This is a genomic window from Desulfosalsimonas sp. (assembly GCF_055149105.1).
This window is the reverse complement of sequence record NZ_JBSRLA010000014.1, coordinates 22,792-35,927: the sequence shown is the minus strand read 5'-3', so window position 1 is coordinate 35,927 and position 13,136 is coordinate 22,792. Positions and strand designations below refer to the sequence as shown.

The window sequence follows — 13,136 nt, the reverse complement described above, 5'->3', positions numbered from 1 at the left end:
CCTGTTGGAATCGATACAAGAAATACTTTATTAGCCGCTGGACTGGGGCCGTTAACTCAGTTGGTAGAGTATCTGCCTTTTAAGCAGAGAGTCGTTGGTTCGAGTCCAACACGGCCCACCAGATACATATTGCATATGCTTGCGTCCCCATCGTCTAGCCCGGTCCAGGACACCGGCCTTTCACGCCGGCGACAGGGGTTCAAATCCCCTTGGGGACGCCAACAATTTCAAGAGGCCTGCAAAAACCGTAAACCTGCGCTCATGGATGGAACTGCTTCGGACACGGTTTTGCTTTTGGCCTCTTGTTTCATATATCGCCTGAAAGGGACCATTCACCCTTTCAGGCGCTTTTTTTTTTAATCCTCCTTCTGTTGTCTTCAAATCCGATGGTTTCCGTTGGTTTCCGTGAAACTTCAAAAAGTTGCTGTTCGTGCCTGGTTTTATAATTTTCGCATGATGCCGGCCCGGTGGCGGTTTGCTCCCTGCTGACCGCTTGCGCGCTCAATGCGACTCGCAAACCACCCCCGGCCGGCATCATGGCCGCCTGTATGCAAAGTTTCACACCAAGGGAGTCGGAAGCAACACATCCAAGAAACTTCGTTCAAAGTTCAAGGTTCAAGGTTCAAGGTTCAAAAAAATAAAATCAAAGCTTTTAAGCATGCGGCAAAAAGTTATTTTCAGTGTTCGGTCCTGGGCTGCGACCCTGGAAGGACGTTTCCAAGGAAGTTCAAGGGCGGGGTCGGTTTTTAAAGCGACATTGAGCGTTTTTGCGTGAAAAATTCAAACTGTTTGAGGAAGGCAGGGCGAGTTTGTAAATTTTAAGCAAAGGCATTTGATGAATCCGCAAAAACGGTCAGGAGCGAAAAAACTGACCCCGGCCGCAGGGCTTCCTTCCTGACAAACAGCAGACGCGGTAAACAGTTTTTTACGGTGCCATCAAAGTTTGGGTGGCTGTTTGATTTTATTCATACAAGGGCTATGATTAAACAAGCAGAAATTGATTTTTTTAAACAGGAACGCATCAATTTGATCCGGGGGGAGAAGTATGCTGTTGTTTCCATGGAAAAAAATAAAATGCCGGGGTTTTGTTCTGATATGCGCAGTCGTCCTTTCGGCCTGGGCGGTGAATCCGGCCAATGCGGGAAACCTCTTTGAAAAGGGTCTTAAAGTTTTTTCCGGTTCCGGAGATGATGCCGGATCTGCTGCCGGAGATCTGAGCACCGATGAAATCAGCCGGGCGTTTAAGCAGGCCCTGGCCATGGGCTCCAAAAAGGTTGTGGCACAGCTGGGACAGGAAGGCGGGTTTAACGCGGATCCGGATGTGCATATCCCCCTGCCGGAACAATTCGGTAAGGTGAAAACCGCTCTGGATACAATCGGGATGTCCTATCTGGCCGATGATCTGGAATTAAAGCTCAACCGGGCTGCGGAAAAAGCCGCACCTGAAGCAAAAGCGCTTTTTCTCGATGCCATCGCAGCCATTACCTTCGACGATGTCAAACAGATCTACCAGGGACCCGAAGATTCCGCCACCCGTTATTTCAAGAGCAAAATGGCCGATCCCCTGGCCGATAAAATGCGGCCGGTGATCCGGGACAAGCTCTCCGAGGCTGGCGCTGTCCGGGCCTATGATAAGCTGATGAGCAAGTATCAGTCCATGCCCTTTGTGCCGGATGTCCAGGCCAACCTCACCGATTATGTCACTGAAAAAGGCATGGAGGGGATTTTTCATTATATGGCAGAAGAAGAATCCGCTTTTCTCCCGTCTGTAACTGTAATTTTATGTCCGTTTAACCTGCCGTAATCCTTGATTATTATACCTACCTGAAAATCAAATTGTAATCTTTTGTCTTGACGTGTAAAGATCAAAATGGTAGCTTTTTGGTAACACAGATGGAGGTACAATATGCCAAAAAAGATTGAAGAATTATCTGCTCTTGATGTCAGGAATATCAAGGAACCAGGGCGGCACGCAGTGGGTGGAGTTCCGGGTTTACTGCTTCATGTAAAAGAATCCGGTTCAAAGTCATGGATACTGCGCGTTATGATAGGAAACAAGCGGCGGTCTGTTGGCTTGGGTGGTTTTCCGGCGGTATCACTTGCTCGGGCCAGGGAGAAGGCCAGAAATATAAAAGAAACCATTGAACAAGGCATTGATCCGGTCGCCGAGCGGCAGGCCCGCAGACAAGCCCTCATCAAATCACAGATGGAGAAAATGACCTTTGCCGAGGCCGCCCGGTTATGCCATGAGAAGAAAAAGCCGGAGTTTAGGAGCGAAAAACACAGCCGCGATTGGATCTCATCCATCAATAATTATGCCGTACCTGTCATAGGGGATCTGCCCGTGCATGAGCTCGAGCTACAACACATCTTGAAAGTACTTGAACCCATCTGGACGACAAAGACCGAGACAGCCACACGTCTGCGCCAACGTCTTGAGCACATCCTGTCCTGGGCCGCTGTCTCTGGCCACAGGTCCGGGGAGAATCCGGCAAGATGGAAAGGCTATTTGGATACGGTCCTGCCGAAACCGGGGAAGCTAAAAAAAGTCAAGCATTATGCCGCCCTGCCCTGGCAGGAAATAGGCTCATTCATGAAGGAGCTGCGAAAACGCGATGGCATGGCCGCCCGCTGCCTTGAGATGATCATCTTGACTGCATGCAGATCCGGGGAGGCCCGACTTGCCACCTGGAACGAGATTGACCTGGAAAACAAGGTCTGGACCATTCCAGCAGAGCGGATGAAAGCAGAAAAAGAGCATACGGTTCCATTGACGGATGAGGTTGTCAATCTCTTGAAAGCCCTGCCGAGGTTCGAGGGTTCGCCGTATGTTTTCCCGGCAGCACGGGGCGGTTCGTTATCGGATATGGCTGTCAGTATGGTTTGCCGCAGGATGAAGGTTGAGGCTGTACCGCATGGCTTCCGGTCCACTTTCCGGGACTGGGCCGCAGAAAATACAAACTTTCCGCGTGAGGTCTGCGAGATGGCACTTGCTCATAGCATCGAAAGCAAAGTGGAGGCAGCATATAGGCGCGGGGATCTTTTTCAGAAACGCCGGAAGCTCATGGAGTCATGGGCTGATTTCTGCAATACGGTCCAGACAGATAAGTGGGCCGTAGTAGTGACGCCGATACGGCAGAAACACAGCAATATGTAGGTTGTTTAGACTTTTTATCAAGATGTTGTTTTTTTTATTGACAAAGCATGTCTTTTTTTGTATGCATTAGTTATTGTAGAAATATGACCGTATAGTGCAGGTGTCTGAGTCCGTGACTCAGGCTCTTGCGGGCCGTGCCCATCACTTATGTCCTTACCGGCGGGGCCGGTATTTGACATGGCGGCTTTTTCTACATGGCAGGGAGTAATCGATCCGACTATGTAACACGTCCGTGACGGTGTTGCATCTTCTACGGTAAACCACAGGGTGGCTTGCCAGTAGAGGCCCAGGGCGGTCGGCTGGAGAATCCATAAAGGGGCAGTGCCCGGCCTTGGAACCTAAACTAAAAATTTAGGTCTGAGGCCGAGTGCTGCCCTTTTTTTATTGGCACACTGCCCGGACCGGGAAAAAAGGATCAGGGCAATGCAAAAACAATCACAGAATCAAGTCTATCTATCCGACACCCGCCTTTCCGAGCGTTACGGCGTAGCCAGACAAACCATCTGGGCATGGGTTAAGCAGGGCAAATTCCCGAGACCGCGAAAGTTATCTCCGGGATGTACAAGATGGTTCCTACCTGAGGTTGAGCAATGGGAAGATCAGCAGCATGATGCTATGGCAGACGTATAATCAACCATCAAGTCAGGGTTTACAGGCTTTTCAGCTCATAGGTGAGACAGTGCTACCAAAAGAGGTGTCAAAAAATGGAAGATAAAAAAGAAACCCCGGCGGCGGGCGGGCCAGGTCCGGGGCATGGACAGGATGACGATTTGAATGAATCCTGCCAGAAAAACCCCGAGATGTCAAATCAAAAAGCGGACTATACAGCCGTTCCCAACCAGTTACTTGGGGCGCTGGCCGCATGCCGCATCCCCGGCGAACAAATGCAATGTCTGGCCGTTATCATCCGCAAAACATACGGATGGCATAAACGCTCTGATTGGATAGCTCTAAATCAATTTGCCGAGATGACCGGGATCAACAAACCACACGTCAAACGAGCATTAAACGCTCTGGTGGATAGAAATATTATCGTTGCCGAAAAAGGCAATAAAAAGCATCCATCCTACCGAATTAACAAAAAATTTAATCAATGGAAATTGTTACCAAAAAAGGTAACGAATAAAAAGCAACCTGCCGAAATTCCAGTTGATATGAATGATAGCGCAAGCAATCCAGGGGCAGAATCATTGCCAAAAAAGGCAAAAGGCGTTGCCAAAAAAGGCAACCCATCGTTGCCAAAAAAGGCACCCACAAAAGAACCTATTACAAAAGAAACTACTACAACAACAACAGAACACCCCGGTTGTAGTTGTAGTTGTGAAAATTCTTTTGAAGAAAAAACCCCGCTTGCCAGTGAGCATGAAAACACCTCTGCCGTGGATAGCAACCTTGCCACTGAAGCCGAACGTTATGGACTGTCAGAAGATCAGCTCGAATACATCAACTTGGAAACCAACCGGGTACACCAGGCGGGACAGATCCGAAGCACTAAGTCTGCATATCGGCATGGCTTGATAAAAAAAGCACAAGACGGCCTGCTTGATATATCCGGCCTGGATGAGCTGCGGCGGCAAGGCAAAGGCCGGAAACCTTTAACCGTTGACGAAAAGACCATTGAAGAGATGTACGGCTCCGACCATTCAACCCCGGCAGACCAAGTAAGACAATACATCGGAAATAATGGCCTTTTAACAGACGAAATGGAAAGTATGGAAACAATAGCCGAACTGGTGGACGCCTATGCACAGGCCCTTGTTGATACCTGCTTTGCCAAAGACTTGGAGCAGGCACGGCAGGATGTTCTGTATAGACTCCGGGAAGAACGCTTACCCACCACAGACGCCGAGGCAAAGTTCAAACAAGCCTGGGCTGACAAGCGCCCTTGGAGTCTGCTTGACTTGAAACCGAGAACTTTTTTTCAACTCGAAAGAATCGGGCGCATAGTCCAGGGGCCGGACAATTCGTACATTTATCATCTGGAAAAAATGCAATCGGACCACACAAACAAAATTCATATTTACCCGGATGGCCGGGTGGAGCGTGAAAAAGCACTGATCTATTGATGGGGATGCAATGATGGATAATCTCACAATCATAATCGACACCAGGGAGCAGGCACCATACCAGTTTTCCAGGTGGCCGGTTACAGTCCACCGGGCCGGGTTGCCGACTGGGGATTATAGCATCCCTGGATTCGAGGACAAGGCCGCCGTGGAGCGCAAGTCTCTTGATGACCTGGTGGGTTGCCTGATGGGTGAAAATCGACACAGGTTTGAACGAGAGCTTTCCAGGGGCCGAGCTTATGATCTTTTCTCCGTGGTAGTGGAGGCAGATTTACAAGACATCGCCTGTCGCCGGTATCAATCAAAAATGAAACCGGAGGCAGCTCTGCAATCCATAACGGCTTTTTATATCAGATACCAGGTGCCTTTCCTCTTCTGCGGCAGCCGGGCCGGGGCCGAATACATGACATACAGCCTGCTATCGAAATATTTATACGAGATCCGAAAACGCTATGACATGGCCCGAAAGCACAGTATGGCAGAGGTAGAGTCTGCTACAGGGTAATGTATAACGGGGCTTTACAAGTTTTGTTTGCAAAGTACTACCAAAAGCGATACCATAAACCGAAAAATAGATGGACTTTTTATAAACATTAAAGGCCATGATGGCAAGCACTACAAATAGTTATATGAAACCCGTGGGGGTAAAGATGAAAAAATATAGTGTCCGGTTGAAATCATTGGCTGATATTCGGCGTTTTTTGGCTCGGGTAGCAAATGATCTTGATAAAGATGAAATCGAGGCGGGCAAGGCACGAACTCTGACCTACATCGGGTCGATCTTGTCACAGGTTATCCGCGATAGTGACTTGGAGGCCAGAATTTCGGCTCTTGAGGAAAATCAGCGGAGGGAAAATCAATGACATTCACCGAACGCATAAAAGTTATACTCGAAGCACAGGCACGTCGTCGTCGGCGAAAACAAAGAAACAGCGAGGTGAGCAATGACACTAAAAAGCAGGCTCCAAAAAATTGAGGCCGCCCGGCGCCCGGATTGGAAAACTCGGCAGGCCATTGAGCTGCTGCGGCAGGCACGGCAGCGCAATGGAAACCCGGAGCCTGTGCCTGGGGATTTAACCAGATCACAGGTTATATTTTTATTGATAAAGGAGATGCCACAATGACTTTGAAAAGCCGATTGATACGACTTGAGGACAGATCCCGGCCACCGCAATGGCCGGAGGTGAAACTTCATCTTGTCGCTGAAGATGCCAGGTTGAGCCCTTCTAATCCTTTGCCGGACAGGCACTTTGCGACTGTTCATGCCGGGAGTTCCGAAAAACCCGGTTTTATCGAATGGCATGAAACCAATGATGAATGAGGTGGAAAAATGAAATTATTAAGCAGAATCGAACGGCTTGAATCCATGCCACATGCAATGTTCCGAGAGCCGCTTTTCATAAAGAGGCGCGGTACGCTTGACGGATGGCGTGGTGGCGCCGTGGCTGTTTTACGGATGCCGAACGAAACGGATGAAGCACTCAAACGGCGGGCAATCCGAATCACCGGAAGCCCGCTATTGATTTCAATAACAACAAACAAAGATGAGGTGAAAAAATGACAATTATGACAAGCAAAAGACCGGACGTGGCAAAAGGACTGCCTGAGATGCAATTGCCGGCAGCGTTGACAGCAGCCGATGGCTGGGAGAAAAGCCTTGGCGCGGACAAAGCGCAACCAGGCTCCACCGTATGGGAAATGGCAAAGAATCAGCGGGCTATCGCGGAAGCATTTGAAAACTTCAACAAACTGCGGGCCACAAGAGATCCCAAGGTTACTCCTGCAGCTCATCTTGAAAATATCGCAAAGCAGGCAAAGGCCCTTGAGGCAAACGTACATAGACGGTACGACACAATGCGGACCCGAATCCGGGATCACAAAGCAGAACTCGACAAACAGATCCGGGACCGTATCATGGTTCCTCGGGCCGGCGTGGACCCGGCAGAGATCCGGGCCGTCCTTCGGAATCTGCCGGAAAGCGAACGGTATAAAGCGATTCAGCAGGCCGCCGATGAGGGAGATACGGATACCTTGCACGCAGCCTTTACGGGAAACAGCATCACCAGCGGTATACCAAAAGACAAGCTTGCCGGACTCCGTAATTACGCCGAAAAGAAGCTTGCCGGCGACTTGCACGCCAGGAAAGAGCAGCTCGACAAGGTGGAGAGCTTGAACGTAAATATCCTGGAAAGGACGATGGAACTCATGCCAACGGCTGCAGGGGATCTCGGGGTTCAAAACGAGTTTAAAAAGCAGGCGGCAGAGCACGATCGAGCGCGGCTTGCTTTCAATAACAGCCTGAATAAATAAATCCCCGGAAGTAGTTGCCAGCTTTCGGGGCTCTGCCGGTCCCTGCTTCGGTGCGGGGGGCGGCATTTTTATTGAATCCGGGGGAAAATGAAGCTGTCAGAGGCCGAAATTTGGACGATCTATCTTTTAGCTATGCTATGGTATGCCTGAAATAGGGGCTTTACAGCGCAGAGCCGGAGTATTTCAAGCAGGCTGCCATCATGGTGGAAAAGGGGATTGCGAAAAGCCCGTATGATGCAGCGAAAAAAATTGCCGATCAAACCGGGGAAACCGTTAAGGCGGTTGAGCATCGTATAGCGAGAGGTAAAAAAGAAATTCCCCAAGGCGGGGAACAACAATCAAACCCACCTGAAAAGTCAGACACTTACAAAGTTGAACGGTTTTTCTTGACATGGCCGGCGGATCTGATACGGTAAATTTATCCTAAAATCGAAAACCGGAAGGACCACCGTAATGGTCTATTTTTATGCGATTAAAAAAACACGCGCCCTGGTAGCCGGTATCCGTAAGGACCGGACGGCCCGTTTTCGAGCCGTAGGACTGCCAGGGCGTTTTTATTTGAAAGGGGTCAATCATGAATACAGTTATCATTTGCAGCAAATGCGGACGCACGACCACCGCATTGGACGCAGGCTTTAACCCGGCAATGCATGGCTACCACTGCGAGTGCGGCGGGAAGTGGATCGAAAAGCCGACACCGGAAGATTTGGAGCTGCTTTTCGAGGCGAAACGGGCCGGCATTGATGTTGCAGCCATGATCCGGGCAAGGTTGGAGGCTGACAGGGTGCCGGAAAACCTGGACGAATTGATGGCATGGGATTGATCACAACCGGCCTGGGAGATCCGGGCCGAAAACAAAAGCCGGTTCCTGATGGGGGCCGGCTTTTTCGTGCAGATCCGGGAAAAAATGAAGCCGTGATTAGCCGTATATTGGACGATTTCATAGTGGGCAATGCTATGGTATGCCTGAAATAAAGGCTTTACAGCACAGAGCCGGGATTTTTCGACCAGTAAGTGCGGGAGGAGGGGCTGACGCAGGCTAAGATTGGGGAGCGGGTGGGGTGGACGAAGCAGTATGTAAGTTATTTCTCCAGCATCAACGATAACTTGTCAACAAAGGTTTTGGCACTGGCAAAAAAGAACCAATCAGGCCGTGTTGACAAAAAATCAACAAGTGTTGACTTCACCGAAGGTTGGTTCCGCAATTCCGGCATGTATGCCCTTGGTGGACGCCACACAGCCACACAGACACGACTTTTTTATCCCATAGGGGGGTAGGCTACCTATAAGGGAGATCGCCTCTTGTGCGCCCTCTCCGTGGGCCAGAGGTGACAGCAGCAGGATATATGAACAGCAGATGAGGCCGGTTCCTGATATGGGAATCCGGTCTCTTTTATTATCAACCATTTTTTTATTGATACTTCGGATGGTAGCACTGAGGTTTTGCCAAAAGAAAAAGCCCCATTTTTCGGGGCTTTTCAAAGGTAATTGGCAGAAGAAGAATCCGCCATTCGCCAAAATCCCGCCAAGCAGACCACTGACTTGTTAAAGCGGGTTTTCGGATCCGGTTAAGCACAAATTTCCATCCAGGTTAAACCTTTCAGGCCGATCAAAGGTTTAAAACCCCGCACACAGGCGCTTCCCAATCCAGCCGGCTGTCGCGGCCGATCAGGGCGTCGATTTTTTCCGTTATAAAGCCGGGAAACGGTGCGGAGCGGCGCAGTTTGAGATCCGCATGGGTGCCCAGGGACTCAAAGCTTGAGGCTACCTGCGCCGTGGTTTCGTTGATCATGAAATGCATGAAATGAAAGCGCTTGTCCGTGCGGCCCAAAACGCGGGTGCGCACGCCGATTGTCTGGCCTGCGCGGATTTCGCTGAAATACTGGATAAACTGACGCAAGGCAAAAGCCCCTGCGTTACAGGTCTGGAAATAGTCCGGGGTCATGCCGATGGTTTCGAAAAAATGCCAGGTGGCCTGGTCATAAAGGGCCATGTACCAGCGAACATTCATGTGCCCCATGGCATCGAGATAGGTTTCCGGGATGATTTCCCCGTGATGCCGGGGCAGGGCCTCAATCTGGGCCAGAGTCGCCCGGCACCCGTTTTGCGGGCCGCTGATGCCGCAGTTGTCTTCCGTATGAGTGGACATGGAAAACTTCCTTTGTGGTTTTGTTTTTATCTCACAAATGCCTCTAATCGCTCCCACCGGCGGTAGGCTTCGGCGATTTGTTCTTCCACTGTTTCGAGTCGGTTTTGATGGGCCACAATGGTTTGCCGGTCCTGCTTGTAGAAATCCGGCCCGGCCATGGCGGCCTGAAGGCTGTCTTGTTCGGCTTCCAATGTTTCAATGGTTTCGGGCAGGGTGTCTAATTCCCGCTTCTGATGAAAGTTCAATCCTTTGGATCTGGCTGCAGCAGGTGTTTTCCGGGACTTCGGCTTTTGGGATCGGTCCTTGTGCTCATTTTCCCCGGCCGCCGGCCGCTGGGCCAGCCAGTCGTCATAGCCCCCGGCATATTCGGTCACCTTTCCGCTGCCTTCAAAAACCATGGTGCTGGTGACCACATTGTTTAAAAATCGCCGGTCATGACTGACCATCAGCAGGGTGCCCTCAAAGGAAACCAAAAGTTCTTCAAGGAGTTCCAGGGTTTCGGCATCCAGGTCATTGGTGGGTTCGTCGAGCACGAGCAGGTTGGCGGGACGGGTAAAGAGCTTTGCCAGCATCAGGCGGTTTCTCTCCCCGCCGGAAAGCACGTGGACCGGGGTTCGGCTGCGTTCGGGAGAAAAAAGAAAGTCCTGCAGGTAGCCCATCACGTGCCGCCTGCGTCCGTTGAACACGATAAAATCATTGTCTGCGGAAATATTTTCCACGACTGTTTTCTGCTCATCCAGGCGGGTCCGGAGTTGGTCAAAATAGGCGGGCTGCAGGCGGGTGCCGTGGCCCACATTGCCGGAATCAGGGCTGATTTCGCCCAAAAGCAGCCGGATCAGGGTGGTTTTTCCCGCCCCGTTGGGACCGATAATGCCGATTTTGTCCCCCCGCACGATCATGGTGGAAAAGTTGTCCACAATCGGGGTGTTGCCGTAGCTATGGGTCAGGCCCCTGGCCTGGATGACGATTTTTCCGGTTCTTTGGGCTTCCTGAAGTTCCATGCGCGCCTCACCCGTGCCGGCCCGGCGCCGGCGGACCCTTTCACGCATTTGCTGCAGGGCGCGCACCCGGCCCTGGTTGCGCGCGCGTCTGGCTTTCACCCCCTGCCGGATCCAGGCCTCCTCCCGGGACAGTTTTTTATCAAAATTGCGTTCCTGCTGCTCTTCTGCATCAAGCTCGGCCTGGCGGCGCTGGAGAAACTTCGGGTAGTCGCAGGCATGGGAGATCAGCCGGCCCCGGTCAATCTCCATGATCCGGGTTGCGATTCGTTCCAGAAAAGCCCGGTCATGGGTGACAAAAAGCAGTGTTTTGACATGGCGGAGCAGAAACTCTTCCATCCACACGATACTGTCGATGTCCAGGTGATTGGTGGGTTCGTCAAGCAACAGCAGATCCGGGTCCCGGGCCAGGGCCCGGGCAAATAAAACCCGCCGCTTCATGCCCGCGGACAATTCATTGAAATCCGTATCCCCGTCTATCCCCGTGCGCGATAAAATGCTCTGGACCTGCTGCTGCAGGGACCAGCCCTCTGTGGTATCCAGCAGGTGCTGGAGTTCTTCACGTTTTTGAGCCTGTGTGAGATCCCCGGCAGCCTGCAGGCCCCGGCCTGTCCGGTGAAATTCGGCCAGTGCTTCACCGGTTTTTCCCTGCCCCCGGGCAACAACCTCAAAAATGGTACCATCAAAGCCCCAAGGCACCTCCTGTTCCAGGGCGGCCATCCGGATTCCCTGCTGACGGGCAATTTTTCCGGCGTCAGGCAGGATTTGGCCGTTGATCAACCGCAGCAGAGTGGATTTTCCCGCCCCGTTGCGGCCCAAAAGCCCGACCCGCTCTCCTTTTTCAATATTGCCGCTTACACTGTCGAGCAGGTATGGCCGGCCAACCCCCCAGCTGACCTCCTGTATGCTGATCAATGCCATATAAATGGAGTTCCTTTTTTATTGAATTGCCCGGCCGATGAAATCAAGAAAAATCTTGAGACCCCAGCGCAGACCTTCTATGGGAATCCGCTCGTTATGTCCATGGAGCAAATCAACGAATTTTGTTTCTTTTGTGAGCTGAACCGGGGAAAAACCCAGATACTTGGCGCCTGTTTTAGTAAAAAACTTGGCATCTGTAAATGCAGGTACCTGACTGGCAACGGCAACACCGTTATGATCGTGATCGGCTATGACCTTCCGTATGATTTCAAAAACCGGGTCATCAGCCGACCCTTCAACCGGCGGCTCGCTTTTAAGGATTTCATAGTGGTAGCCCGGACCGAGTCTTTTTTCGATTTCCCGGATGAAACTTTCATTTGTTTGACCGGGCAAAATCCGTCCGTCGATTTCCATGGAAGCCGAAGACGGGATGACGTTTATTTTTTCCCCTGCCCGCAGGCATGTGGGGTTTGCGGTATTATGCAAATTGGCCCTGTAGGTTTTGGCCAGAGCCTTGTCTGAGAATAATTTGTTCAATATAAAACCGGAAAGCCATTTGTTCAAAAGCCCGGGCAGTATAATGGAATACGGCCGGCCCAGAGCTGCAGAGATTTGCTCGATATTTGTTTTCATGGCAGGGGTGTTGTGCTGAGGGAGGCTTGCGCCGGTTATGCGAGCCGCGGCCTTTCCGATTTTTGCCACTGCATTGTTTTGGTGCGGCATGGACCCGTGTCCGGGATCCCCGTATGCAGTGACCCGGATCCAGCAGGTGCCTTTTTCCGCAATCTGTATGGGGTAGATAGTTTTTTTTCCAATGGGTACTGAAAATCCCCCAATCTCCCCGATGGCATACTCGGCAGATATTCGGTCCGGGTGGTTGTCGAGCATCCATTTGGAACCGTATTTGCAGCCGGCTTCCTCGTCTGCCACGGCGCAGAAAATCAGATCCCGCCCGGGGGTGAGGCCCGAACGGGCCAGTGCCAGCATGGCCGACATTTCCATTGCGACCATGTTTTTCATGTCAAGGGCTCCCCTGCCCCAGATGCACCCCTCTGCACTTGTGCCGCCAAATGGATCATGTCTCCAGTGCCGGGGTTCAACCCCCACCACATCAAGGTGGCTGCAGATCAGCAAAGGTTTTGCAGAGCCGTTGCCCTTAATTTTTACCACCATATTGGCCCGCCCGGGGGTGCTTTCAAGCACCTCCGGCTCCAGGCCTTCGGCAAAAAGCGAATCTGCAATGTATTCGGCGGCAGCTTTTTCGTTCCCCGGAGGATTGACCGTGTTTATGCGGATAAGGTTGACAAGATGGTCCTTGCATTCCGCAAATAGTGAATCAAAGTCAGTCTTTGCCAATAAATCCATAGTCTCCTCCTATTTTTTATGGAAAACGCACCGCTTGTTTTTTGAGTCACTGTAAAAGCGGCCAGAGTGCTTTGTTCGCAATGGATGCGAACGAAAACGAGGCAAGGCTTTTTTTGCATTTACCATAAAAAGAAAGATTTTTCCTTGACTTTTTAGTGATTGACCAATAG

General features: G+C 51.2%; 14 protein-coding genes and 2 tRNA genes. 13 read left to right on the top strand and 3 right to left on the bottom strand.

The genetic code is table 11. From position 1 onward, the window contains the following. Nucleotides 1–45 precede the first annotated feature (45 nt). From ACTCIA_RS05245 to ACTCIA_RS05185, 13 genes are all read left to right on the top strand, one after another. Nucleotides 46–121 (top strand) — tRNA-Lys (locus tag ACTCIA_RS05245). Between the two features lie 22 nt (nucleotides 122–143). Continuing rightward, nucleotides 144–221: transfer RNA gene (locus ACTCIA_RS05240), tRNA-Glu, on the top strand. An 824-nt stretch (nucleotides 222–1,045) separates the two neighbouring features. Continuing rightward, complete coding sequence (locus ACTCIA_RS05235) at nucleotides 1,046–1,804, top strand: DUF4197 domain-containing protein (RefSeq protein WP_463000745.1); 759 nt, start codon at nucleotides 1,046–1,048, stop codon at nucleotides 1,802–1,804. A gap of 102 nt (nucleotides 1,805–1,906) precedes the next feature. Continuing rightward, entirely contained in the window at nucleotides 1,907–3,157 is a 1,251-nt protein-coding gene (locus ACTCIA_RS05230) for a tyrosine-type recombinase/integrase (RefSeq protein WP_463000744.1), read from the top strand. 423 nt (nucleotides 3,158–3,580) lie between these two features. Then, entirely contained in the window at nucleotides 3,581–3,787 is a 207-nt protein-coding gene (locus ACTCIA_RS05225) for a helix-turn-helix transcriptional regulator (RefSeq protein WP_463000743.1), read from the top strand. 74 nt (nucleotides 3,788–3,861) lie between these two features. Next, complete coding sequence (locus tag ACTCIA_RS05220) at nucleotides 3,862–5,223, top strand: replication protein (protein WP_463000742.1); 1,362 nt, start codon at nucleotides 3,862–3,864, stop codon at nucleotides 5,221–5,223. 13 nt (nucleotides 5,224–5,236) lie between these two features. Continuing rightward, on the top strand, nucleotides 5,237–5,728 hold the full coding sequence (locus tag ACTCIA_RS05215) for an ERCC4 domain-containing protein (RefSeq protein ID WP_463000741.1): 492 nt from the start codon (nucleotides 5,237–5,239) through the stop codon (nucleotides 5,726–5,728). 145 nt (nucleotides 5,729–5,873) lie between these two features. After that, entirely contained in the window at nucleotides 5,874–6,086 is a 213-nt protein-coding gene (locus ACTCIA_RS05210; RefSeq protein ID WP_463000740.1) for a hypothetical protein, read from the top strand. Between the two features lie 467 nt (nucleotides 6,087–6,553). Further along, entirely contained in the window at nucleotides 6,554–6,784 is a 231-nt protein-coding gene (locus ACTCIA_RS05205; protein ID WP_463000739.1) for a hypothetical protein, read from the top strand. A gap of 5 nt (nucleotides 6,785–6,789) precedes the next feature. Next, nucleotides 6,790–7,533 (top strand): hypothetical protein, encoded by a 744-nt coding sequence (locus ACTCIA_RS05200; RefSeq protein WP_463000738.1) that lies wholly within the window; start codon nucleotides 6,790–6,792, stop codon nucleotides 7,531–7,533. Nucleotides 7,534–7,733: 200 nt separating this feature from the next. Beyond that, nucleotides 7,734–7,949: a hypothetical protein gene (locus tag ACTCIA_RS05195; protein ID WP_463000737.1), complete on the top strand. Its 216-nt coding sequence runs from the start codon at nucleotides 7,734–7,736 to the stop codon at nucleotides 7,947–7,949. Between the two features lie 158 nt (nucleotides 7,950–8,107). Continuing rightward, nucleotides 8,108–8,356 (top strand): hypothetical protein, encoded by a 249-nt coding sequence (locus ACTCIA_RS05190; RefSeq protein WP_463000736.1) that lies wholly within the window; start codon nucleotides 8,108–8,110, stop codon nucleotides 8,354–8,356. 665 nt (nucleotides 8,357–9,021) lie between these two features. Continuing rightward, nucleotides 9,022–9,105: a DUF4197 family protein gene (locus ACTCIA_RS05185; protein WP_463000774.1), complete on the top strand. Its 84-nt coding sequence runs from the start codon at nucleotides 9,022–9,024 to the stop codon at nucleotides 9,103–9,105. 37 nt (nucleotides 9,106–9,142) lie between these two features. On the opposite strand, the gene ACTCIA_RS05180 is transcribed toward ACTCIA_RS05185, so the two are convergent. The 3 genes from ACTCIA_RS05180 to ACTCIA_RS05170 are packed head-to-tail and all read right to left on the bottom strand — an operon-like array spanning nucleotide 9,143 to nucleotide 12,966. Beyond that, nucleotides 9,143–9,682: an acyl-CoA thioesterase gene (locus ACTCIA_RS05180; protein WP_463000735.1), complete on the bottom strand. Its 540-nt coding sequence runs from the start codon at nucleotides 9,680–9,682 to the stop codon at nucleotides 9,143–9,145. A 26-nt stretch (nucleotides 9,683–9,708) separates the two neighbouring features. Further along, nucleotides 9,709–11,601, bottom strand: a complete 1,893-nt coding sequence (abc-f, locus tag ACTCIA_RS05175) for a ribosomal protection-like ABC-F family protein (RefSeq protein ID WP_463000734.1) — start codon at nucleotides 11,599–11,601, stop codon at nucleotides 9,709–9,711. Nucleotides 11,602–11,619: 18 nt separating this feature from the next. Next, nucleotides 11,620–12,966, bottom strand: a complete 1,347-nt coding sequence (locus ACTCIA_RS05170) for a M20/M25/M40 family metallo-hydrolase (protein WP_463000733.1) — start codon at nucleotides 12,964–12,966, stop codon at nucleotides 11,620–11,622. Nucleotides 12,967–13,136 lie beyond the last annotated feature (170 nt).